The organism is Burkholderia sp. Bp9143, assembly GCF_003853645.1.
In the GTDB taxonomy this organism is placed as follows: domain Bacteria; phylum Pseudomonadota; class Gammaproteobacteria; order Burkholderiales; family Burkholderiaceae; genus Burkholderia.
On sequence record NZ_QTPO01000014.1, the window covers coordinates 107,584 to 129,099 of the forward strand.

Consider the following 21,516-nt stretch of genomic DNA (forward strand, 5'->3'; position numbering starts at 1 on the left):
CGCGTGCGGTTCCCGATAAACGTTACTTGGCCGCGTCGGCCGCCCACTTGTCGCGGACGGGCGGCTGGTAGCGGCGCAGCTGTTCGATCAGCGCGATCGGTTCGGCGTCGATGCACAGCGTGTCGAAGTAGGCCGTGCGCATGAAGCCCTCGTCGACCGTATGGCGCAGCAGTGCGATCAGCGGATCGTAGAACGAATCGATGTTGTACAGCGCGACGGGCTTGCGGTGATAGCCGAGCTGCGCCCACGTGTAGACCTCGAACAGCTCCTCGAGCGTGCCGGCGCCGCCGGGCATCGCGACGAACGCGTCCGAGAGGTCGGCCATCATCTTCTTGCGATGGTGCATGTCGGGCACGACGTGCAGCTCGGACAGCCCCGTATGGCCGACTTCCTTGTCGACGAGCAGCTCGGGGATCACGCCGACAGCACGGCCGCCGGCCGCCATCACTTCATCGGCGATCACGCCCATCAGGCCGACGCGGCCGCCGCCGTAGACGAGCGTGAGATCCGCATCGACGAGTGCGCGGCCGAACGCGCGCGCGGCGTCCGCATAGACGGGCCGCACGCCGGACGACGAGCCGCAGTAAACGCAGACTGCCTTCATTGTTTCGTATCCTTTGCGGCGGCCTTGGCGGCGACCGGACTGCCCGCGGGGCGCGGCGAACCGTCGCGCGGCGGCAGGTAGTCGGTGAACTGGCGCTTGGGCAGCTTGCCGGAGACGAGATCGTCGAACAGCTGGCGCGAACGGCCGCGCAGGTACGGGGCCATGACTGAGATCACGTGCATGCTCACCTGGTGCAGCTCTTCGCGGATCGCGTCCTGGTCGTTGTACTTGCGCGGGTGCATCACGTACTGATACGACAGCCAGTACGTCGAGATCACGGCCATGTTGGTGGCGATGACTTCGATCTCGGCGGGCGTCGCGACCATTTCGGCGTCGGACACGAGCAGTTCGCACATGTCGTGCGCGAAGCGCACCTTGTGGCTGATGATCTGTTTGAAGTGTGTCTCGAGCGTGCGGTTGCGCGCGAGCAGGTCGTTGAGGTCGCGATACAGGAACCGGTAGGTCCACATGAAGTCGGCCATGTACTGCAGGTACGACCAGGTCTCGTCGATCGTCGGACGGTGATCTTCGGGGAAGCGCAGCCGCCGTTCGATCTGTTGCTCGAACTGCGCGAAGATGCTGTTGATGATGTCGTCCTTATTGCGGAAATGGTAGTACAGGTTGCCTGGACTGATTTCCATTTCCTCGGCGATCGTCGTGGTCGTGACGTTCGGCTCGCCGATCTCGTTGAAGAGTTTCAACGACAACTCGAGAATCCGTTCGCGGGTGCGGCGGGGAGGTTTCGCTTCCATGTCGTCCGGCCCTGTGTGTGCCGGACTGGCGGGCGCTGCAATCGATGCTGCGAGATTCGTCCGGCGCGGGTTGCTGTTCTAAGTCTAGCGAACGATTATAAACCGCGGTTTCCTTACAACGGGCGCATTTCGTGATCGCGATGCGTTCGGCGCATGGTGCGCCGCCGCACGCAGGCGATGTCGCAAAGGCTGCTAGAAGCCGAGCCAGCGTGCGATCACCGGGCCGAGCACGAAGCCCCACGTCGTCACGCAAGCGAACAGCGCGACCGTGACCGCCGCGCTGCCGAGATCCTTCGCGCGCTTCGACAATTCGTGGCGCTCGAGCGAGATGCGGTCGATCGCGGCCTCGACGCTCGAGTTCAGCAGCTCGACGATCAGCACGAGCAGCACCGACGCGATCAGCAGCGCGCGCGATGCGGCGGGGACCGGTGAGAACGCACCGATCGGCAGCATCAGCGCGGCGAGCGTGAGTTCCTGGCGAAACGCGCTCTCCTCGCGGATCGCGACGCGAAACCCGTTCAGCGAATGCTTGAGCGCGTACCACGCACGCGTGATGCCGCGGTGGCGCTTGTACGGGTTCGGCGGCAGCGGCGCCAGCCGATCGTCGGGGCCGAGCGGTTCGTGCGTGTGCACGTCCGCGTCGGCGTGGATCTCTTCTTCGTCGAACGGACGATGCGGTTGCGCCGTCGCGGCAGGGGGCGGGGTCTTGTCGTTCAGGTCTCGTTTCAAACGGCGGCACCTTCGGCGGGCGAGTAAGCAGTCTTTGGCAGCGGCTTCAGATGCGACGCGAACTGCTCGGACGCCGCGCGCCACGAGAAGCGCTCGGCCCACGCGCGGGCAGTCTCGCGTTCGATCTTGAGCGCCTCGAGGCAGGCTTCCTGCAGGTCTTCGTGCATCGCGCCGGCATCGCCCCCGCCGAGCACGTCGATCGGGCCCGTGACGGGGTACGCGGCGACCGGCGTGCCGCACGCGAGCGCCTCCAGCAGCACGAGGCCGAACGTGTCGGTGCGACTCGGGAACACGAACACGTCGGCCGCAGCATACACCTTGGCGAGCTCGGCTTGCGACAGGACGCCCAGATAGTTCGCTTCCGGATAGCGCGATTTCAGCTCGGCGAGCGCCGGACCTTCGCCCGCGACCCACTTCGAGCCGGGCAGGTCGAGGCGCAGGAACGCCTCGACGTTCTTCTCGATCGCGACGCGGCCCACGTACAGGAAGATCGGCCGCGCGGTGTTGAGCACCTTCGACTCCATCGGCCGGAAGATGTCGAGGTCGACGCCGCGCGTCCACAGCACGACGTTCGTGAAGCCGAACTTCTCGAGGTCCTGCTTCACGACCGGAGTCGGTGCCATCACCGCGAGCGACGGCCCGTGGAACCAATGCAGGAACTTGTAGGTCGCCGACAGCGGAATGCCGAAGCGCGCCTGCACGTATTCCGGAAAGCGCGTGTGATACGCGGTCGTGTACGGCAGCTTGCGCGCGCGTGCATAGCGTCGCGCGGCGAGGCCGAGCGGGCCTTCGGTCGCGATGTGCAGCGCGTCGGGTGCGAACGCATCGATCCGGGCGCGCAGCTTGCGGTACGGCAGGATCGACAGGCGGATCTCGGGGTAGGTCGGGCAGGGCACCGTGCGGAATTCCAGCGGCGTCAGCATTTCGACCCGGTGACCGAGCGCGGTGAGTTCGCGGGAGGTGCTCTTCAGCGTGCGCACGACGCCGTTGACCTGCGGTTCCCACGCGTCGGTGACGATCATGATCTTCATCGCGGCATGTGTCCTGTAAGTAGAGTTGTGTCAGGCGGTGGCCTTGGCCTTGCGCGACGGGGCTGCGGACGGCGCGGTGCGCATCGCCGTCCAGTAGACGATCTTCAGCTCGCCTTCCATCGTTTCGACGAGTGCGGACAGGCTCTCGACCCAGTCGCCGTCGTTGCAGTACAACACACCGTCGATGTCGCGGATCTCCGCCTTGTGGATGTGTCCGCACACGACGCCGTCGCAGCCGCGGCGGCGCGCTTCGTCGGTCATGACGGTCTCGAACTGCGAGATGAAGTTCACCGCGTTCTTCACCTGGTGTTTCAGGTACTGCGACAACGACCAGTACTGGAAGCCCAGCCGGCTGCGGATCCGGTTGAACCAGCGGTTCAGCACGAGGATCAGCGTGTAGAGCGTGTCGCCGAGATACGCGAGCCATTTCGCGTGCTGGATCACGCCGTCGAACAGGTCGCCGTGCACGATCCACATCCGTTTGCCCGCGAGCGTCGTGTGAAATGCCTCGCCGCGCACCTGGATGTCGCCGAACGCGAGGTCGCAGAACTGCCGCGCGCCTTCGTCGTGGTTGCCGGGGATGTAGACCACCTGTGTGCCCTTGCGCGCCTTACGCAGGACCTTCTGCACTACGTCGTTGTGTGCCTGCGGCCAGTACCAGCCCTTCTTCAGCTGCCAGCCGTCGATGATGTCGCCGACGAGGTACAGGTATTCCGAATCGTTGTGTCGCAGGAAGTCGAGCAGGTACGGCGCCTGGCAGCCGCTCGAGCCGAGATGGATGTCGGATAGCCAGATCGTGCGGTAGCGATGGGTGGACGGCTCGGGGTCGTCGTGCTGCGTGACGTGCGTGGCCGTCGGCTCGTGCGGCGAAAGGGCATCGGTTGCGGCCGAGCCGGACAGGAAGGCGGTGACGGCGCGGGCGCCGAGCGGTTGACGGAACAGGGAGGTCGCGGACGTTTTCTGGCCCATGCATGACTCGCGCCGGTTGACATTACCGGCATTGCGCCATGCGGGCGTGACTATGCCGTGACAGTCACGCGACGTTCTTATTACTGTCGTTGCGGCATGTTTGGCAGTGAATGCGGTGGCGTTGCGCACCCTGCCGAACCGACGGGTCTGTGGTTATCGGGCAAGCCGCGCGGGGCGGTCGTGCCAGCGTTTTCGAGGGGTTTCGTCTGATGGTGTGCCGATGCGCGGAGCCGGCCGTGGTCGCGCGGACCGCGCGGCGCGTCAGCGCGGAATGGCGACGACGCGCGTGCGGGCGATGCGGTCGTGCGGGAACTGGCGACCGGCGTGCAGGCGAGCGGCGCCGGCCCATGCGACGATCCACGCGGCGGTGAGCGCGAGCGTGACGGGCACCGACAGGCCGAGGAGCGGATGCAGCGCGAGCGGCGGCAGGAACCACAGCCAGCCGAGCGCGTAGCGGACGAGCGCATGGCCGGCGTTCAGCGGCCGGCCGCTCGACGATTCGAGCCGCAGCCGCCAGGTCTTCATCGGCAGCGTCTGGCCGCCGTGGGTCCAGAACCAGACGAAGTACGCGCCGACGACGAGCGCGATCCATGCGGCGAGGAGGTTGTGATGGACGAAGCCGTTGCGCTGCTGCGTCGCGAGGCTGAAGGCGAGGCCCGCGAAGAACACGACGCCGAACAGCAGCACGGCTTCGTACAACATCGCGGCGAGGCGCCGTCGCACGGACGGCGCGGCGACGGCGGCCGGGGCCTCGGGTGCGGGGGCGCTCGCCACGGCGGGTCAGGAACCCTTGAACATCGACGGCGCGTCGGCCGGTGACACGGGCGTGACGGTCGCAGGCGCGGGTGGGGCAGTGCCGGACGTGGACGATGCCGCCACGGGCAGCGTGCCGGTGCCGGCCGATGCAGGTGCCGCTGCCGGCGCGGGGGTGCTCGCCGGATGCTCGTGCGAATTGACGAGACGGCGTACATCACGGTCGGCGACGGTCGGCGGCGCGCTGACGACGCTCGGCCGGCGACGGCGCTCGGTCGCGGCGAGGCGCTCCTTCTGCTCTTCGGGCAGTTGCTGGTAGGCCTTCCACGCGCGCTCGCGCGCCTGCGCGGACAGTTCCTTCGCGCTCTGGTAATTCTCGCGCGCGACGCGGCGCTGCTCGGGCGTCATCCGCGCCCACTCGGACATCCGGTCTTGCAGGTGTTTCTGCTCATCAGGCGTCAATTTCGCGAAACGAGACGCGATCTTCAGCCATTTGCGCTTGCGCGCGTCGCTGAAGCCATCCCACTGATCGGCAAACGGCGCGAGTGCCGCGCGTTGCGCGGGCGTCAGGCGCGCCCAAGACAGCGGGCCGTTGGCGGCCGGCAGCGGCAGGGGCAGCGGGGCGAGTTCGGTGGTCAGCCCGGCGGCGGCCGAGGTCGGCGCGGGCGCGCTGCTGGCCGCGGCGGAGACCGTCGTGGGGGGCGGGTTGAATCGGGAATAGGTGGCGACGTAGGAAACGGCGATCGCGATCACGCATCCGAAAAATACGGCCAGGCCGCGTTTCTGACTCACCCGTGCGATCCCCGTTATTGTCTGTTAGCGTGCGTGCGAAAGATACGCGTTGAACCCGTGATCGAGATACGCGTTGAGCGGCAGGTCGTCGCTGAGCATCGCCGCGTCGATGTCGGCGAGTTCGGCGGTGCGCTGCATGTCTTCCCAGTAGGCGATACCGACGAGCCCCGCGAGCAGCAGCGCGAGCGGCCACGCGCGCAGCAGGCGGCGCGCGAACGATGCCGGCGGGCGGCTCGCGGGCGGCGTGCCGTATGCGCCGGCCGCGCCGGCGAAGGCCGGCACGAACACCGGCGCGGTCGCGGCTTCCGGCTTCTTGCGCGCGAGCGCGGCCCGGCGTGCGACGGCCAGACGGTCGGTGGTCGCGGCAGGCAGCGCCGCGGCACGTTCGTCCAGTGCGCGGCGGACCTTCAGCGCGAATTCGTGTTCTCGATTTACGGGAGCGGAGCTCATAGCGTGATTCCTTTGGCCTTGAGCGCTTGCGCCAGGGTGTGGGTGGCTCGCGAGCAGTGCGTCTTGACGCTGCCTTCGGAGCACCCCATTGCGGCGGCAGTCTCGGCGACATCCATATCTTCCCAATAACGCATCAGGAACGCTTCCCGTTGACGCGTCGGAAGTTTCTGGATTTCTTCGTCGATCAGGGCCAGAACCTGCTCCCGCTCGATGCGGTGCTCGGTGCTCTCGACGCCCGCGTTGTCGTCCGCGGACTCGAGCGTTTCCAGCGGATCGAAGTCCTCGTCGTCCGTGTTGTTGAGCGACGAGAAGAGCGTGACCCAGGTATTGCGGACCTTCTGCCGGCGGAACCAGTCGTGGATCGCGTTCTGCAGAATCCGCTGGAACAGCAGCGGCAGTTCGGCCGCCGGTCGATCGCCATATTTCTCCGCCAGCTTGATCATCGCGTCCTGCACGATGTCGAGCGACGCATCGTCGTCACGCACGGCGTACGCAGCCTGCTTGAACGCGCGCCTTTCGACGCCCGCCAGAAAGTCGGCGAGTTCCTTGTCTGATGCCATTCCGTAAAGGTATGCGCTGCGGACTGCGGCGTGTGAAAGGTCGAAAAATTTCGTAAAACCCGCGGATGCTAACAAATTTTCGCGTGACTTGGCACAGTTGACGGCTCGGTACGTTGCGTGCGAGCCGCGTCCGCGGGCCGCCTGGCGGGGGCCATGATGCGCTGCGGGATATTTTGCTTGACGACCCAATCATGACCCGCTATCGTCAACGATTCGCAACATGAAGTGATAGTCTCATTTGAGGCTGGCCCAAGAAGCCCGCCCTTCAACTGGACGCGCCGCTTGAACCCGAGCCACAAGCCCGGCAGAGAGCACCCGATCAATTTTTTGCCGAAAATTCGAAAGGTCAAAATGAACATGCCCAGCGCGGAATTCTCCACGTCGGAACCCCTTTCCCCTCCCGATAGCGACTCCATCGGCGCCACCGTGCTCATGAAGGCACTGGCCGACGAGAACGTCGAATTCATCTGGGGCTACCCCGGCGGCTCGGTACTCTACATCTACGACGAGCTTTACAAGCAGGACAAGATTCAGCACGTGCTGGTGCGCCACGAACAGGCGGCCGTGCACGCAGCCGATGCGTATGCGCGTTCCACCGGCAACGTCGGCGTCTGTCTCGTGACGTCCGGCCCCGGTGTCACCAATGCGGTGACCGGCATCGCAACGGCCTACATGGATTCGATCCCGATGGTCGTGATCAGCGGCCAGGTGCCGACTGCCGCGATCGGCCAGGACGCGTTCCAGGAATGCGATACGGTCGGCATCACGCGTCCGTGCGTGAAGCACAACTTCCTCGTGAAGGACGTGCGCGACCTCGCGGAAACCGTCAAGAAGGCGTTCTACATCGCCCGCACCGGCCGTCCGGGTCCAGTGCTGATCGACATCCCGAAGGACATCTCGAAGACGCCGTGCCAGTACGAGCCGGTCAAGAGCGTGTCGCTGCGGTCGTACAACCCCGTCACGAAAGGCCATTCGGGCCAGATCCGCAAGGCCGTGTCGCTGCTGCTGTCGGCGAAGCGTCCCTATATCTACACGGGCGGCGGCATCATCCTCGCCGACGCGGCGCGCGAACTGAACCAGTTCGCCGACCTGCTCGGCTACCCGGTCACGAACACGCTGATGGGCCTCGGCGGCTATCGCGCGTCGGACAAGAAATTCCTCGGCATGCTCGGCATGCACGGCACGTACGAAGCGAACATGGCGATGCAGCACTGTGACGTGCTGATCGCGATCGGCGCCCGCTTCGACGACCGCGTGATCGGCGACCCGGCGCACTTCGCGTCGCGTCCGCGCAAGATCATCCACATCGACATCGACCCGTCGTCGATCTCGAAGCGCGTGAAGGTCGACATCCCGATCGTCGGCGACGTGAAGGAAGTGCTGAAGGAGCTGATCGAGCAGTTGCAGACGGCCGAGCATGGCCCCGACACCGAAGCGCTCGCGCAATGGTGGAAGGACATCGAGGGCTGGCGCGCGAAGGACTGCCTGAAGTTCGACCGCGAAAGCGAGATCATCAAGCCGCAGTACGTGGTCGAGAAGGCGTGGGAGCTGACGGACGGCAATGCGTTCGTGTGCTCGGACGTCGGCCAGCACCAGATGTGGGCCGCGCAGTTCTACCGTTTCAACAAGCCGCGTCGCTGGATCAATTCCGGCGGCCTCGGCACGATGGGCTTCGGCCTGCCGGCAGCGATGGGCGTCAAGATGGCGCACCCGGACGACGACGTGCTGTGCATCACGGGCGAAGGCTCGATCCAGATGTGCATCCAGGAACTGTCGACCTGCCTGCAGTACGACACGCCCGTGAAGATCATTTCGCTGAACAACCGCTATCTCGGCATGGTCCGCCAGTGGCAGCAGATCGAATACAGCAAGCGCTATTCACATTCGTACATGGATGCGCTGCCCGACTTCGTGAAGCTCGCCGAAGCGTACGGCCATGTCGGCATGCGGATCGAAAAGACCTCGGATGTGGAGCCGGCGCTGAAGGAGGCGCTGCGCCTGAAGGACCGCACCGTGTTTCTCGACTTCCAGACCGATCCGACCGAAAACGTCTGGCCGATGGTACAGGCCGGCAAGGGCATCACCGAGATGCTGCTCGGATCGGAAGATCTGTAACGGCGCGACGCGCGCTTGGGCCGAATGCGGCCGCCTTCACGAAGGGCGGTGCGGCACCGGGCGGCGCGCGGCGCGAGTGAATCGACACGGCACATTCTGGAAGAAGCGAACATGAGACACATCATTTCCGTCCTGCTGGAGAACGAACCGGGCGCGCTGTCGCGCGTGGTCGGTCTGTTTTCCGCACGCGGCTACAACATCGAAACCTTGACGGTGGCGCCGACCGAAGACCAATCGCTGTCGCGGCTCACCATCGTTTCCATTGGCTCGGACGACGTGATCGAACAGATCACGAAGCATCTGAACCGCCTGATCGAGGTGGTGAAAGTGGTGGACCTGACCGACGGTGCACACATCGAACGCGAGCTGATGCTGATCAAGGTACGTGCAGTGGGCAAGGAGCGCGAAGAAATGAAGCGGATGTCGGACATTTTCCGGGGCCGCATCATCGACGTGACCGAAAAGACCTACACGATCGAATTGACGGGCGCGAGCGACAAGCTCGACGCATTCATCCAGGGGCTGGACGCCAGCGCGATCCTAGAGACCGTGCGTACCGGCAGCTCCGGCATCGGACGCGGCGAGCGCATCCTGAAGGTGTGATGCCAAGAGGCACGCCGGGTGCGCCGTCATGTCCCGGCCCGCAGTACCCAATCCGAACGAATTGTTGAATTTTTGAATTAGCGAAGGAACCATCATGAACGTTTTCTACGACAAAGACGCTGACCTCTCCCTCATCAAGGGCAAGCAAGTCACGATCATCGGCTACGGCTCGCAAGGCCATGCACACGCACTGAACCTGAAGGACAGCGGCGTGAACGTGACGGTCGGCCTTCGCAAGGGCGGTGCATCGTGGAGCAAGGCTGAAAACGCAGGCCTGTCGGTCAAGGAAGTCGCGGAAGCGGTGAAGGGCGCGGACGTCGTCATGATGCTGCTGCCGGACGAGCAGATCGCCGACGTGTACGCGAAGGAAGTGCACGAGAACATCAAGCAGGGCGCTGCACTGGCATTCGCGCACGGCTTCAACGTCCACTACGGCGCGGTGATCCCGCGCGCCGACCTCGACGTGATCATGATCGCGCCGAAGGCACCGGGCCACACCGTGCGCGGCACGTACTCGCAAGGTGGCGGCGTGCCGCACCTGATCGCGGTTGCGCAGAACAAGTCGGGCGCGGCACGCGACATCGCGCTGTCGTACGCCGCGGCGAACGGCGGCGGCCGTGCCGGCATCATCGAGACGAACTTCCGTGAAGAGACCGAAACCGACCTGTTCGGCGAGCAGGCCGTGCTGTGCGGCGGTACCGTCGAGCTGATCAAGGCAGGTTTCGAGACGCTGGTCGAAGCGGGCTACGCGCCGGAAATGGCGTACTTCGAGTGCCTGCACGAACTGAAGCTGATCGTCGACCTGATCTACGAAGGCGGCATCGCGAACATGAACTACTCGATCTCGAACAACGCCGAGTACGGCGAGTACGTGACGGGTCCGCGCGTCGTCACGGAAGAGACGAAGAAGGCGATGAAGCAGTGCCTGACCGACATCCAGACGGGCGAGTACGCAAAGAGCTTCATTCTCGAGAACAAGGCAGGCGCCCCGACGCTGCAGTCGCGCCGTCGCCTGACGGCCGAGCATCAGATCGAGCAGGTCGGTGCGAAGCTGCGCGCGATGATGCCGTGGATCGCGAAGAACAAGCTCGTCGACCAGACGAAGAACTAAGCACCGCGTGCTGTTCCGGCCCTTCGAGTGGAGGGTCGGTATCAAAAAGCCGCCCGAAGGCAGTAGTGCCCCGGGCGGCTTTTGCTATCCTACGGGCTTTGCAATTCACCGAACACAGAACGAATCCATGAACTATCCTCATCCGATCATCGCGCGCGAAGGCTGGCCGTTCATCGCGATTGCAGCCGTCATCGCGCTGTTGATCCACGCCGTCGGGGGCTTCGGCTTCGCGTGGCCGTTCTGGCTGCTGCTCGTCTTCGTCGTCCAGTTCTTCCGCGATCCGCAGCGCCCGATCCCGGCGCAGCCGAACGCGGTGCTGTGCCCGGCGGACGGCCGCATCGTCGCGGTCGAGACCACGCAGGATCCGTATGCTAACCGCGAAGCGCTGAAGATCAGCGTGTTCATGAATGTCTTCAACGTCCATTCACAGCGTTCGCCGGTCGACGGCGCGGTCACCAAGGTCGAGTATTTCCCGGGCGCGTTCCTGAACGCGGCGATCGACAAGGCATCGACCGAGAACGAGCGCAATGCGGTCGTGATCCAGACGGCGAGCGGCAAGACCGTCACCGCCGTGCAGATCGCCGGCCTCGTCGCCCGCCGGATCCTCTGCTACGTGCGCGCCGGCGAGCCGCTGTCGCGCGGCCAGCGCTACGGTTTCATCCGCTTCGGTTCGCGCGTCGACGTGTACCTGCCGCTCGGCAGCCGCGCGAAGGTATCGATCGGCGAGAAGGTCTACGCGTCGTCGACGATCCTCGCCGAGCTCGAACAGTAAGCGGCGGGACGCACGATGGCCGCATTCAAACCGCGTCGGCCGCGCAACGGCTCCGGCCAGACGCCACGCCCGTTCCGCCGCAACAAGGTGATGGCGCCGGATCCGGCGCCCATCGAGAGCCGCCGCGCCGCGCGCCAGCGGTTCCTGAAGACGCGCGGCATCTACCTGCTGCCGAACGCGTTCACGACCGCCGCGCTGTTCTGCGGCTTCTTCGCGGTCGTGCAGGCGATGAACGTGCGCTTCGAGATCGCCGCGATCGCGATCTTCGTCGCGATGGTGCTCGACGGGATGGACGGGCGCGTCGCGCGGATGACGCATACGCAAAGCGCGTTCGGCGAACAGTTCGACAGCCTGTCGGACATGGTGTCGTTCGGCGTCGCGCCCGCGCTCGTGATGTACGAGTGGGTGCTGAAGGATCTCGGCCGCTGGGGCTGGCTCGCCGCGTTCGTCTACTGCTCGGGGGCCGCGCTGCGCCTCGCGCGCTTCAACACGAACATCGGCAGCGTCGACAAGCGCTTCTTCCAGGGGCTGCCGAGCCCGGCCGCCGCCGCGCTGATCGCCGGCTTCGTCTGGCTCGCGACCGACAACCGCGTGCCGATGAAGCTCGGCTGGCTGCCGTGGGTCGCGTTCGCGCTGACGATCTACGCGGGCGTGACGATGGTGTCGAACGCGCCGTTCTACAGCGGCAAGGCGCTCGACGTGCGGCACCGCGTGCCGTTCGCGGCGATTCTGCTGGTCGTCGTGGCATTCGTGCTCGTATCGTCCGATCCGCCGCTGATGCTGTTCTGCCTGTTCGTGCTGTACGGGCTGTCCGGCTACGCGTTCTGGGCCTACATGGCCGTGCGCGGGCGGGCGAACCCCGCGCGCTCGTCGCAGCGCGATCACTGACGCGCAACCTGCCCGGAAACGGCGGCCTCGGATTGATTCCCGGGCCGCCGTTTTCATTTGCCCCTTTTTCGCCCGGCGCGGCCCGGCATCGTGGGTGCCGTCCGATTGCGCGCCCGGCGGAATGCCGCTATAGTCTTTGGCATGACTGCATTTTCCCGCCTCTCCCTCCTTCTAGCCGGTGCGCCGCTACGCGCGCTAGCGTTGGCGCGCCTGCCGCGCTGACCGTTCTCGCCCTCCGTCAAGCCTCGTCTGTTGTTGAGCGTCGCCAGCGGTGGCGCGATCTCATTACGTTTGATTTCCGTATAAAGAGCCCTGGAGCCCCCCATGACAGACAAGCTGATCATTTTCGATACGACGTTGCGTGACGGTGAACAATCGCCCGGCGCGTCGATGACGAAGGAAGAGAAAATCCGCATCGCGAAGCATCTCGAGCGGATGAAGGTCGACGTGATCGAGGCCGGCTTCGCGGCCAGCTCGAACGGTGACTTCGACGCGATCCACACGATCGCCGGTCTGGTGAAGGACAGCACGATCTGCTCGCTGGCGCGTGCCAACGACAAGGACATCCAGCGTGCGGCCGACGCGCTGAAGCCGGCCAATAGTGCTCGGATCCACACGTTCATCGCGACGTCGCCGCTGCACATGGAGAAGAAACTGCGGATGACGCCGGACCAGGTGTTCGAGCAGGCGCGCCTCGCGGTGCGCTTCGCGCGCAAGTTCACCGACAACGTCGAATTCTCGCCGGAAGACGGCAGCCGTTCGGACCTCGACTTCCTGTGCCGCGTGCTGGAAGCCGTGATCGCCGAAGGGGCGACGACGATCAACATCGCCGACACGGTCGGCTACGGCGTGCCGGAACTCTACGGCAACCTCGTGAAGACGCTGCGCGAACGCATTCCGAACTCGGACAAGGCGATCTTCTCCGTGCATTGCCACAACGACCTCGGGATGGCGGTGGCGAACTCGCTCGCCGGCGTGAAGATCGGCGGTGCACGGCAGGTCGAGTGCACGATCAACGGTCTCGGCGAGCGCGCGGGCAATACGTCGCTCGAGGAAATCGTGATGGCCGTGAAGACCCGCAAGGACTACTTCGGCCTCGACGTCGGCATCGACACGACGCAGATCGTGCCGACATCGAAGCTCGTGTCGCAGATCACCGGATTCGTCGTGCAGCCGAACAAGGCCGTGGTCGGCGCGAACGCATTCGCGCACGCGTCGGGCATCCACCAGGATGGCGTGCTGAAGGCGCGCGACACCTACGAGATCATGCGCGCGGAAGACGTGGGCTGGACCGCGAACAAGATCGTGCTCGGCAAGTTGTCGGGCCGCAACGCGTTCAAGCAGCGTCTGCAGGAGCTCGGCGTGTCGCTCGACAGCGAAGCCGAACTGAATGCCGCGTTCATGCGCTTCAAGGACCTCGCCGACCGCAAGGCCGAGATCTTCGACGAAGACATCATCGCCATCGTCTCCGAAGAATCGGCGTTCGCGCACGAGCAGGAGCACTTCAAGTTCGTGTCGCTGTCGCAGCACTCGGAAACCGGCGAGCAACCGCAAGCCAAGGTCGTGTTCGCGGTCGAGGGCAAGGAAGTGACCGGAGAGGCGCGCGGCAACGGCCCCGTCGACGCGACGCTGAACGCGATCGAGAGCGAAGTCGGCAGCGGTTCCGAACTGCTGCTGTACTCGGTGAACGCGATCACGACCGGCACGCAGGCGCAGGGCGAAGTGACGGTCCGGCTGTCGAAGAGCGGGCGGATCGTCAACGGCGTCGGCACCGATCCGGACATCGTCGCGGCGTCCGCGAAGGCGTACATCGCCGCGCTGAACAAGTTGCACTCGAAGGACGACAAGGTCAACCCGCAGCGCGCGTAAGCGCTGAGCGTCGAGCGCCCCGAAACGCCCCGAAACGCCCCGTGCGGCCGTGTGCCGCCCGGGGCGTTTTTCATGCGCCGCTCATTCGGCGGCCGGCGCGCGGAACAGCCAGCGGCGCGCGGGCGGGCGGGGCACCGGGCTGCGGCGGCGAAATTCGACCGTGATCCCGCGCCCCGGTGCTTCGGCGACGAATGCGTCGAGCAGTTCGAGCACGTCGTGATCGATGTAGTCGGCGCGCGTCGCGTCGATGATCACGGTCGCACGGTCCGGAATGTGCCGCAGGTGATGCTTGACCTGCACCTTGCCGAGGAACGACACGTCCTTGCGGAACGACAGCAGGAAGTGATCGTCGTGCTGCGCGAGCGTGACGGGGCTCTTCAGGTTTGCCACCGCGACCACCAGCACGCTGCAGGCGAGGCCGAGCGCGATGCCGAACAGCAGGTCGACCGCCAGCACGCCCGCGATCGTCGCGGCGAACGGCACGAACGCGGCCGGGCCCTGCTTCAACACCGAGCGGAACAGCGCCGGTTTCGCGAGCTTCAAGCCGGTGTGGATCAGGATTGCCGCAAGGCTTGCGAGCGGGATCAGGTTGATCAGCCCGGTGAGCGCGAACACGCTCGCAAGCAGCAGGATCCCGTGCACGATCGCCGACATCCGGCTTTGCGCACCCGCGTTCACGTTGACCGAACTGCGCACGATCACCGACGTGATCGGCAGCCCGCCGACCGCCCCCGCGACGAGATTGCCGACGCCTTGGGCCTTCAGTTCGCGGTCCGGCTCGGTCGGTCGGCGTTTCGGATCGATCTGTTCGACCGCTTCCAGGCTCAGCAGCGTCTCGAGGCTCGCGACGACCGCGAGTGTGATCGCGACGCGCCACACGTCCGGATTGGCCAACTGCGCGAAGTTCGGGCCGAACTCGGCGTGCTTCAGCGACGCCGCAAGCGCCGCGAACGATTCGAGCTCCGGCAGCGCGACACGATGCGCGGCGCCCGGCGCGACTGACGGCGCAATGACGCCGAGCACCAGCGTTGCGCCGATGCCGAACACGACGACCGCGAGCGGCGCGGGCACCGAGCGCACCCAGGCGAGGCGCTTGAATGCCGGCGTGTCCCAGGCGACCAGCAGCATGAGTGAGACGAGTGCGATGGCCGTTGCAGCCCAAGCGGTCGGCAGGCCCGGCCATGATGCAAACGATTGCGCGGCCGGGCCGCCGATGCCGAATGCGAACGGAATCTGCTTCACGATCAGCAACAGGCCGATCGCGGCGAGCATGCCCTTGATGACGGGCGACGGCACGTAGGCCGCGAAGCGCCCGGCGCGCAGCATGCCGAAGCCGAACTGCAGCACGCCCGACAGCAGCACCGCGAGCAGGAACGCGGAAAAGCTGCCGAGTTGCGCGATCCCTTCGACGACGATCACGACGAGGCCGGCCGCCGGCCCGCTGACCGACAGCGACGAGCCGCTCAGTAGCGCGACGATGATGCCGCCGACGATGCCGGACACGAGTCCGGCGAACGGCTCGACGCCGGACGCATTGGCGATGCCGAGACAGAGCGGCAGCGCGACGAGGAAAACGACGATGCCGGCGATGATGTCGCGCGGCAGGGTGGACAGATGCGGGTTCAATTTCATGATCGGGGCGACTTCATTGGCGTAGGGGGAGGTGCGAGTTAGCCGAGTGCAGCTGCCGTGGCGGCATGCTCCGGTTCGGCTTCGGCGGGTGGTGCCGTATAGCCGGAGTCGAGCTCCTTCAGCCGGCCATCGGCGAGCGAAAAGATCCAGCCGTGCACGAGCGGCGGCCGCTGCCGCCCGCGCACGATCGGCGACGCGCGCAGCAGCCGCACCTGTTCGAGCACGTTCAGCTCGGCCAGGCGATCGGCGGCGGTCGTGTCGTCGAGTCCGTCGAGCGCGTCGCGATGGTGCCGCGCGAGCGTGCAGAGCGGCGCGATGCGGCGTGCGACGTGCGGCAGGTCGGCCGGCGGCGGCAGCAGCGATGCGCGCACGCCGCCGCACCCGTAATGACCGCATACGATCACGTGGTCGACTTCGAGTACGCGCACCGCATACTCGAGCACGCTCGCGGAGTTGTCGTCGTCGGGATGGAACAGGTTCGCGATGTTGCGATGGACGAACAGTTCGCCGGGCACGCTGTGCGTGATGGTTTCGGCCGGCACCCGGCTGTCGGCGCAGCCGATCCACAGCACGCGCGGGTTCTGGCCGCGTGCGAGCGCGTCGAAAAAGCCGGGCGTGCGTTCGCGCGTTTCGCGGGCCCAGGCGATGTTGGCGACCAGCATGCTCTTGGGGCGGTTCATGAGGACTCCTTTTTGATAAAGGCAAACAAATGACGGATGAAGTGGAGCAATATGATTCTTTCTAAATTGAAAGGTTCAATTTTGACTGATATTAGGGGTATGCCCTAATGTCCGGTGTCATTGATACAAATTGTTTCAAGTGGATCTGGTGAAGTGCATCAAATGCACCAATACAACGCATGACATGTATTGCGAATACTGGTTTCTCGCCGGTGGCCGCACGGCAAGGACTCCACGCAATGGTGTTCCGTGCGTGCACGATCGGAAAGGATTGCCGCGTCGAATCGGGAATTAATTGAATATAACGGAAAAAATGAAATGGTCATTCACGCAATGATTCGTGAATGGCCATTGTGAAAATTGCGCGGAAATGCGCAATTGATCCAATCAGAACAGGTTGCGGCGGTCGGGATCGTGCAGCGGGTCGGGCGTTTTCTGCGTCGTGCGCAGGATGCCCTGCGAATCGAAGTAGAAGCTGTACATCATGTACCAGACGTTGTCCTCGAGATACCGGTAGGTCCACACCTCACGCTTCATCAGCGGGAAGTAGGAAGTCTCGACCGGGCGACCGAAGTTCACGAGCACGTCCGTCTTGGTCCATTTGCCGATGTCCGCGCGATAGAACTCGCTCGGCTGCAGCACCTGGCGCACGTTGACGATCCGGTGGGCCGCGTCGATGTCGGCCGCGACGGTGATCTCACCCATCGGCTGGGTCGGCCACATCAGGCGCTTGCCGCCGCCGGGCAGGTCGTAGATCTCGCGCGGCGGCCCCATGCGCGCGACGATCGCCGACTCGTCCTGGCCGGCCTGGTATTGCTGCCACGGTTGTGCGCACCCGGCGAGCAGCGCCGCCGCGCAGGCGACCAGCACCGGCAGGCGCACGGGAATGCGAATACGCATGGGATTCTCCAGAACGCTCTAACCGTTCAGTTGTATCACGGACGGCGCGTACCGGTGCATCGTGTCGAAAAAATCGGTGCGGATCGCCGGCAGTGCGCCGTCGGAGTGTCGTTTCGCACCGCGCTTGCGGCCGGCGCCGCCCGCGGCCTATGATCCGCGCTTCTCGGACAGATTGAAGGGCAGGGAGCCGATGCAGCTGTGGAAACGGTGCGCGCTCGCATTGAGCGCGGGGTGGATGCTGGCGTCGTCCGCGTTCGCGGCGGGCGAGCCGGTGCGGATCGCGCTGATCGAAGGGATGTCGGGCCCGTTCGCGAACGCGGGCGCGGCGGTCGAGCGCAACCTGCGCTTCGGCGTCGAACAGGTCAACGCGGCGGGCGGCGTGAAGCTGCGCGACGGCGCGCACCCGCTCGAACTCGTCGTGCTCGACAGCAAGGGCAGCCCGGAGGAGGCGCTCGTGCAGTTGCGCGCGGCGGCGGACCGCCATATCGGCTTCGTCGCGCAGGGCAACAGCTCGGCGGTCGCGGCCGCGCTCGTCGCGGCGCTCGACAAGCTGAATGCGCGAAATCCGGACAGCCGGATGCTGTTCCTCAACTATTCGGCCGATGATCCGGCGCTGACCGGCGCACGCTGCAGCTTCTGGCATTTCCGCTTCGACGCGCACGCGGGGATGCGGATGGCCGCGCTGGCGGACGTGATGGCGCGCGACCGCGCGCTGCGCAAGGTCTACCTGCTGAATCAGGACTACAGCTTCGGTCACGACGTCAGTGCGCTGGCGCGGCAGGCGCTGGCCGAGCGGCGCCCCGACGTGACGATCGCCGGCGACGAATTCCACCCGATCGGCCGCATCAAGGATTTCTCGCCCTATATCGCGAAGATCCGGGCGAGCGGCGCGGACGCGGTCGTGAGCGGCAACTGGGGCAACGACCTCACGCTGCTCGTCAAGGCGGCGCGCGAGCAGGGGCTGAACGCGAAGTTCTACACGTTCTACGGCAACAGCCTCGGCGCGCCGGCCGCACTCGGCGACGCGGGCGTCGGGCGGGTGGTGGCCGTTGCGGACTGGCATCCGAACGCGGGCGGCGCGAAATCGGACGCGTTCTATCGTGCGTTCCGGACCCGTTTCCCCGCTGCCCAGGACGACTATCCGGTGCGACGCATGAGCCTGATGATCGAAATGCTCGCGGCAGCGATGAATCGGGCCGGCTCGGCCGCCCCCGTCGCGGTGGCGCGCGCGCTGGAGGGGCTGTCGATCGACGACGGCTTCCACGCGTCCACGATGCGTGCGCAGGATCACCAGTTGATCCAGCCCCTTTATGTGATGGAGATGGACAAGGCCGGCACGCCGGGCGTCCGCTTCGACAACGAAGGCTCGGGCTACGGTTTCCGGACCGTCCTCGCGGTGCCCGCGCAGCGCACGCAGATGCCGTCGACCTGCTCGATGACGCGCCCGTGACAGGAGGCGGTAGGAACGGCGTGCAGTTGTGCTACAATGCCCGCCGGTTGTAAGTCACGGCACGGCCATTCTTCCGTGTCCGCCTGTTGAGTTAGCAAGTAGGAAACAAAGGAAATCACATGTCTGTTGCAGATATCAAGAAGTCGGAAGTCGTTGCTCAGTTCGCCCGCGGTACTAACGACACGGGTTCGCCCGAAGTCCAGGTCGCACTGCTGACCGCGCGTATCGTCGAACTGACGGGTCACTTCAAGACCCACGCGAAGGATCACCACAGCCGCCGCGGCCTGCTGCGCATGGTGAGCCGCCGCCGCAAGCTGCTCGACTACCTCAAGGGCAAGGATGCCGACCGTTACCGCGCGCTGATCGAGAAGCTGGGTCTGCGTAAGTAATCGAGGCGGTTGCCGCCAGCAAGATGCCTGTGTCAGTCCGCTGATGCAGGCATTTTGTTTTTGCGCGGTGCGTAGCGTCACGCGCACCGCAGGTTGTCAGGCACGTGGGTGCCGGGCTGCCGGAACGGCTGATACCGGGGTCGGGATTTGTGTCATTCCAGCGCGCCGCTCGACGCGCGCCGCGCTGGAATGGCATAAAAAACACACCTTGCTCCGGGTGATTCGGTCGGGACGCCGCCGCGCGGGATGGCCCGCGCGGCGAATGAAATGAATGAATTCAAAGGAGCAACCATGTCCATGTTCAACAAGGTCGTGAAGGAATTCCAGTGGGGCCAGCACAAGGTGCGCCTCGAAACCGGTGAAGTCGCCCGCCAGGCGAGCGGTGCCGTGATCGTCGACGTGGAAGACACCGTCGTGCTGGCAACCGTCGTCGGCGCGAAGTCGGCGAAGCCGGGTCAGGATTTCTTCCCGCTGACCGTCGACTATCTCGAAAAGACCTACTCGGCCGGCAAGATCCCCGGCGGCTTCTTCCGTCGCGAAGGCCGCCCGTCGGAACACGAGACGCTGACGTCGCGCCTGATCGACCGTCCGCTGCGCCCGCTGTTCCCGGAAGGCTTCTACAACGAAGTGCAGGTCGTGATCCACGTGCTGTCCGTGAACCCGGAAATCCCGGCGGACATCCCCGCGCTGATCGGCGCATCGGCCGCGCTCGCCGTGTCGGGCCTGCCGTTCAACGGTCCGGTCGGTGCCGCGCGCGTTGCATACATCGACAACGCCTACGTGCTGAACCCGACGCGTGACCAGATCAAGGCATCGAGCCTCGACCTCGTCGTCGCCGGTACGGAGCGCGCGGTGCTGATGGTCGAATCGGAAGCCGACCAGCTGTCGGAAGACGTGATGCTGGGCGCTGTGGTGTTCGGCCACGAGCAGATGCAGATCGCGATCGACGCGATCCACGAGCTGGTGCGCGAAGGCGGCAAGCCCGAGTGGGACTGGCAGCCGGCACCGAAGAACGAAGCGCTGATCGCGCGCGTGACCGAGCTTGCACAGAACGACCTGCTCGCGGCTTACCAGCTGCGCGACAAGCAAGCGCGCTCGGCGAAGCTGAAGGAAGTCTACGCAGCGACCTCGGCGAAGCTCGAGGAAGACGTGCTGGCGGCCGGTACGGTCGCCGCGGACAAGGCCACCGTCGGCAACGTCCTGTTCGACATCGAGGCCAAGATCGTCCGTTCGCAGATCCTGAACGGCGAGCCGCGCATCGACGGTCGCGACACGCGCACCGTGCGTCCGATCGAGATCCGCACTGGCGTGCTGCCGCGCACCCACGGTTCGGCGCTGTTCACGCGTGGCGAAACGCAGGCGCTCGTCGTCGCGACGCTCGGCACGAAGGGCGACGAGCAGATCATCGACGCGCTCGAAGGCGAATACCGCGAACGCTTCATGCTCCACTACAACATGCCCCCGTTCGCGACCGGCGAAACGGGCCGCGTCGGCTCGCCGAAGCGTCGTGAAATCGGCCACGGCCGTCTCGCGAAGCGCGCGCTGGTCAAGTGCCTGCCGAGCGCCGACGAATTCGGCTACTCGATCCGCGTCGTGTCGGAAATCACCGAATCGAACGGTTCGTCGTCGATGGCATCGGTGTGCGGCGGCTGTCTCGCGCTGATGGACGCCGGCGTGCCGATGAAGGCGCACGTCGCGGGTATCGCGATGGGCCTGATCCTCGAGGGCAACAAGTTCGCGGTGCTGACCGACATCCTCGGCGACGAAGATCACCTCGGCGACATGGACTTCAAGGTGGCGGGCACGGAGCAAGGCGTGACGGCACTGCAGATGGACATCAAGATCCAGGGCATCACGAAGGAAATCATGCAGGTCGCGCTCGCGCAGGCGAAGGAAGGCCGCATGCACATCCTCGGCAAGATGACGTCGGCGGTCTCGGGTGCGAACACGCAACTGTCGGAATTCGCGCCGCGCATGATCACGATCAAGATCAACCCGGAAAAGATCCGCGACGTGATCGGCAAGGGCGGTTCGGTGATCCGCGCGCTGACGGAAGAAACCGGCACGACCATCGACATCTCGGATGACGGCGTCGTGACGATCGCGAGCACGAACAGCGAAGGCATGGCCGAGGCGAAGAAGCGCATCGAGCAAATCACGGCCGAGATCGAAGTCGGCCAGGTGTACGAAGGCACGGTGCTCAAGCTGCTCGATTTCGGCGCGATCGTGAACCTGCTGCCGGGCAAGGACGGCCTGCTGCACATCTCGGAAATCGTCAACGAGCGCGTGAAGGACATCAACGACTACCTGAAGGAAGGCCAGCAGGTGAAGGTCAAGGTGATCCAGACGGACGAAAAGGGTCGTGTGCGTCTGTCGGCGAAGGCGCTGCTGAACGAAGCAGCGGCAGCGTCGCAGTCGGATACGCCGCCGCAGCAATAAGCGGACAGGCGTGAGAACGGCCGGCAGT

At 65.3% G+C, this 21,516-nt stretch carries 21 protein-coding genes; 9 read left to right on the forward strand and 12 right to left on the reverse strand.

Annotated elements, in window-relative coordinates; all coding sequences use genetic code 11:
- Positions 1–22 precede the first annotated feature (22 nt).
- The 9 genes from DIE23_RS13165 to DIE23_RS13205 form a co-directional block, all read right to left on the reverse strand.
- Entirely contained in the window at positions 23–604 is a 582-nt protein-coding gene (locus DIE23_RS13165; RefSeq protein ID WP_124612520.1) for a TIGR00730 family Rossman fold protein, read from the reverse strand.
- Positions 601–1,356, reverse strand: coding sequence for a TetR/AcrR family transcriptional regulator (locus DIE23_RS13170; RefSeq protein ID WP_124612521.1), 756 nt, complete (start codon positions 1,354–1,356; stop codon positions 601–603). Before DIE23_RS13170 ends, DIE23_RS13165 begins: the two co-directional genes overlap by 4 nt.
- Before the next feature lie 192 nt (positions 1,357–1,548).
- Positions 1,549–2,085: a diacylglycerol kinase gene (locus tag DIE23_RS13175; protein ID WP_124612522.1), complete on the reverse strand. Its 537-nt coding sequence runs from the start codon at positions 2,083–2,085 to the stop codon at positions 1,549–1,551.
- Positions 2,082–3,116 (reverse strand): glycosyltransferase family 1 protein, encoded by a 1,035-nt coding sequence (locus tag DIE23_RS13180; protein ID WP_059533238.1) that lies wholly within the window; start codon positions 3,114–3,116, stop codon positions 2,082–2,084. The genes DIE23_RS13175 and DIE23_RS13180 overlap by 4 nt, the downstream gene beginning before the upstream one ends.
- A gap of 30 nt (positions 3,117–3,146) precedes the next feature.
- On the reverse strand, positions 3,147–4,085 hold the full coding sequence (locus DIE23_RS13185) for a UDP-2,3-diacylglucosamine diphosphatase (protein WP_124612523.1): 939 nt from the start codon (positions 4,083–4,085) through the stop codon (positions 3,147–3,149).
- 261 nt (positions 4,086–4,346) lie between these two features.
- Positions 4,347–4,859 carry an RDD family protein gene (locus DIE23_RS13190; protein ID WP_124612524.1) on the reverse strand — a complete coding sequence of 171 codons (513 nt, stop codon included), beginning with the start codon at positions 4,857–4,859 and terminating at the stop codon, positions 4,347–4,349.
- A 6-nt stretch (positions 4,860–4,865) separates the two neighbouring features.
- Positions 4,866–5,630 (reverse strand): DUF3106 domain-containing protein, encoded by a 765-nt coding sequence (locus tag DIE23_RS13195; protein WP_124612525.1) that lies wholly within the window; start codon positions 5,628–5,630, stop codon positions 4,866–4,868.
- Between the two features lie 24 nt (positions 5,631–5,654).
- Complete coding sequence (locus DIE23_RS13200; protein WP_124612526.1) at positions 5,655–6,080, reverse strand: DUF3619 family protein; 426 nt, start codon at positions 6,078–6,080, stop codon at positions 5,655–5,657.
- On the reverse strand, positions 6,077–6,640 hold the full coding sequence (locus DIE23_RS13205; protein WP_124612527.1) for an RNA polymerase sigma factor: 564 nt from the start codon (positions 6,638–6,640) through the stop codon (positions 6,077–6,079). The genes DIE23_RS13200 and DIE23_RS13205 overlap by 4 nt, the downstream gene beginning before the upstream one ends.
- Before the next feature lie 351 nt (positions 6,641–6,991).
- On the opposite strand from DIE23_RS13205, the gene DIE23_RS13210 reads away from it, so the two are divergent.
- The 6 genes from DIE23_RS13210 (at position 6,992) to DIE23_RS13240 (ending at position 13,998) form a co-directional block, all read left to right on the forward strand.
- Positions 6,992–8,755, forward strand: a complete 1,764-nt coding sequence (locus DIE23_RS13210; RefSeq protein WP_124612528.1) for an acetolactate synthase 3 catalytic subunit — start codon at positions 6,992–6,994, stop codon at positions 8,753–8,755.
- A gap of 111 nt (positions 8,756–8,866) precedes the next feature.
- Positions 8,867–9,358: an acetolactate synthase small subunit gene (gene ilvN / locus DIE23_RS13215; protein WP_006750445.1), complete on the forward strand. Its 492-nt coding sequence runs from the start codon at positions 8,867–8,869 to the stop codon at positions 9,356–9,358.
- Between the two features lie 94 nt (positions 9,359–9,452).
- Positions 9,453–10,469: a ketol-acid reductoisomerase gene (ilvC, locus tag DIE23_RS13220; protein ID WP_014896490.1), complete on the forward strand. Its 1,017-nt coding sequence runs from the start codon at positions 9,453–9,455 to the stop codon at positions 10,467–10,469.
- 127 nt (positions 10,470–10,596) lie between these two features.
- A complete protein-coding gene (locus DIE23_RS13225) occupies positions 10,597–11,241 on the forward strand; it encodes a phosphatidylserine decarboxylase (protein WP_059468119.1) in 645 nt (214 codons plus the stop codon).
- Positions 11,242–11,256: 15 nt separating this feature from the next.
- The gene (gene pssA / locus DIE23_RS13230) at positions 11,257–12,129 is read left to right on the forward strand and encodes a CDP-diacylglycerol--serine O-phosphatidyltransferase (protein ID WP_124612529.1); all 873 of its coding nucleotides are present in this window, start codon (positions 11,257–11,259) and stop codon (positions 12,127–12,129) included.
- 324 nt (positions 12,130–12,453) lie between these two features.
- The gene (locus DIE23_RS13240) at positions 12,454–13,998 is read left to right on the forward strand and encodes a 2-isopropylmalate synthase (RefSeq protein ID WP_124612530.1); all 1,545 of its coding nucleotides are present in this window, start codon (positions 12,454–12,456) and stop codon (positions 13,996–13,998) included.
- An 81-nt stretch (positions 13,999–14,079) separates the two neighbouring features.
- Here the strand turns inward: DIE23_RS13240 and DIE23_RS13245 are convergent, their stop codons facing one another.
- From DIE23_RS13245 to DIE23_RS13255, 3 genes are all read right to left on the reverse strand, one after another.
- Positions 14,080–15,630 carry a SulP family inorganic anion transporter gene (locus tag DIE23_RS13245; RefSeq protein WP_124612531.1) on the reverse strand — a complete coding sequence of 517 codons (1,551 nt, stop codon included), beginning with the start codon at positions 15,628–15,630 and terminating at the stop codon, positions 14,080–14,082.
- A 38-nt stretch (positions 15,631–15,668) separates the two neighbouring features.
- Complete coding sequence (locus tag DIE23_RS13250) at positions 15,669–16,310, reverse strand: carbonic anhydrase (RefSeq protein WP_124612532.1); 642 nt, start codon at positions 16,308–16,310, stop codon at positions 15,669–15,671.
- A gap of 387 nt (positions 16,311–16,697) precedes the next feature.
- Positions 16,698–17,210, reverse strand: coding sequence for a hypothetical protein (locus DIE23_RS13255; RefSeq protein ID WP_124612533.1), 513 nt, complete (start codon positions 17,208–17,210; stop codon positions 16,698–16,700).
- 190 nt (positions 17,211–17,400) lie between these two features.
- On the opposite strand from DIE23_RS13255, the gene DIE23_RS13260 reads away from it, so the two are divergent.
- The 3 genes from DIE23_RS13260 (at position 17,401) to pnp (ending at position 21,488) form a co-directional block, all read left to right on the forward strand.
- Positions 17,401–18,660 (forward strand): branched-chain amino acid ABC transporter substrate-binding protein, encoded by a 1,260-nt coding sequence (locus DIE23_RS13260; RefSeq protein ID WP_124612534.1) that lies wholly within the window; start codon positions 17,401–17,403, stop codon positions 18,658–18,660.
- Between the two features lie 119 nt (positions 18,661–18,779).
- Positions 18,780–19,049 (forward strand): 30S ribosomal protein S15, encoded by a 270-nt coding sequence (gene rpsO / locus DIE23_RS13265; RefSeq protein ID WP_006398792.1) that lies wholly within the window; start codon positions 18,780–18,782, stop codon positions 19,047–19,049.
- A 291-nt stretch (positions 19,050–19,340) separates the two neighbouring features.
- Positions 19,341–21,488: a polyribonucleotide nucleotidyltransferase gene (pnp, locus tag DIE23_RS13275; protein WP_124612535.1), complete on the forward strand. Its 2,148-nt coding sequence runs from the start codon at positions 19,341–19,343 to the stop codon at positions 21,486–21,488.
- Positions 21,489–21,516: the final 28 nt, after the last annotated feature.

Coding starts and splice junctions, on each gene's coding strand:
- DIE23_RS13250 (WP_124612532.1), bottom strand. CDS start 16,310: ATGAACCGCCCCAAGAGCATGCTGGTCGCCAACATCGCCTGGGCCCGC.
- pnp (WP_124612535.1), top strand. CDS start 19,341: ATGTCCATGTTCAACAAGGTCGTGAAGGAATTCCAGTGGGGCCAGCAC.
- DIE23_RS13260 (WP_124612534.1), top strand. CDS start 17,401: ATGCAGCTGTGGAAACGGTGCGCGCTCGCATTGAGCGCGGGGTGGATG.
- DIE23_RS13200 (WP_124612526.1), bottom strand. CDS start 6,080: ATGAGCTCCGCTCCCGTAAATCGAGAACACGAATTCGCGCTGAAGGTC.
- DIE23_RS13165 (WP_124612520.1), bottom strand. CDS start 604: ATGAAGGCAGTCTGCGTTTACTGCGGCTCGTCGTCCGGCGTGCGGCCC.
- ilvN (WP_006750445.1), top strand. CDS start 8,867: ATGAGACACATCATTTCCGTCCTGCTGGAGAACGAACCGGGCGCGCTG.
- DIE23_RS13170 (WP_124612521.1), bottom strand. CDS start 1,356: ATGGAAGCGAAACCTCCCCGCCGCACCCGCGAACGGATTCTCGAGTTG.
- ilvC (WP_014896490.1), top strand. CDS start 9,453: ATGAACGTTTTCTACGACAAAGACGCTGACCTCTCCCTCATCAAGGGC.
- rpsO (WP_006398792.1), top strand. CDS start 18,780: ATGTCTGTTGCAGATATCAAGAAGTCGGAAGTCGTTGCTCAGTTCGCC.
- DIE23_RS13205 (WP_124612527.1), bottom strand. CDS start 6,640: ATGGCATCAGACAAGGAACTCGCCGACTTTCTGGCGGGCGTCGAAAGG.
- DIE23_RS13210 (WP_124612528.1), top strand. CDS start 6,992: ATGAACATGCCCAGCGCGGAATTCTCCACGTCGGAACCCCTTTCCCCT.
- DIE23_RS13255 (WP_124612533.1), bottom strand. CDS start 17,210: ATGCGTATTCGCATTCCCGTGCGCCTGCCGGTGCTGGTCGCCTGCGCG.
- DIE23_RS13225 (WP_059468119.1), top strand. CDS start 10,597: ATGAACTATCCTCATCCGATCATCGCGCGCGAAGGCTGGCCGTTCATC.
- pssA (WP_124612529.1), top strand. CDS start 11,257: ATGGCCGCATTCAAACCGCGTCGGCCGCGCAACGGCTCCGGCCAGACG.
- DIE23_RS13245 (WP_124612531.1), bottom strand. CDS start 15,630: ATGAAATTGAACCCGCATCTGTCCACCCTGCCGCGCGACATCATCGCC.
- DIE23_RS13185 (WP_124612523.1), bottom strand. CDS start 4,085: ATGGGCCAGAAAACGTCCGCGACCTCCCTGTTCCGTCAACCGCTCGGC.
- DIE23_RS13240 (WP_124612530.1), top strand. CDS start 12,454: ATGACAGACAAGCTGATCATTTTCGATACGACGTTGCGTGACGGTGAA.
- DIE23_RS13180 (WP_059533238.1), bottom strand. CDS start 3,116: ATGAAGATCATGATCGTCACCGACGCGTGGGAACCGCAGGTCAACGGC.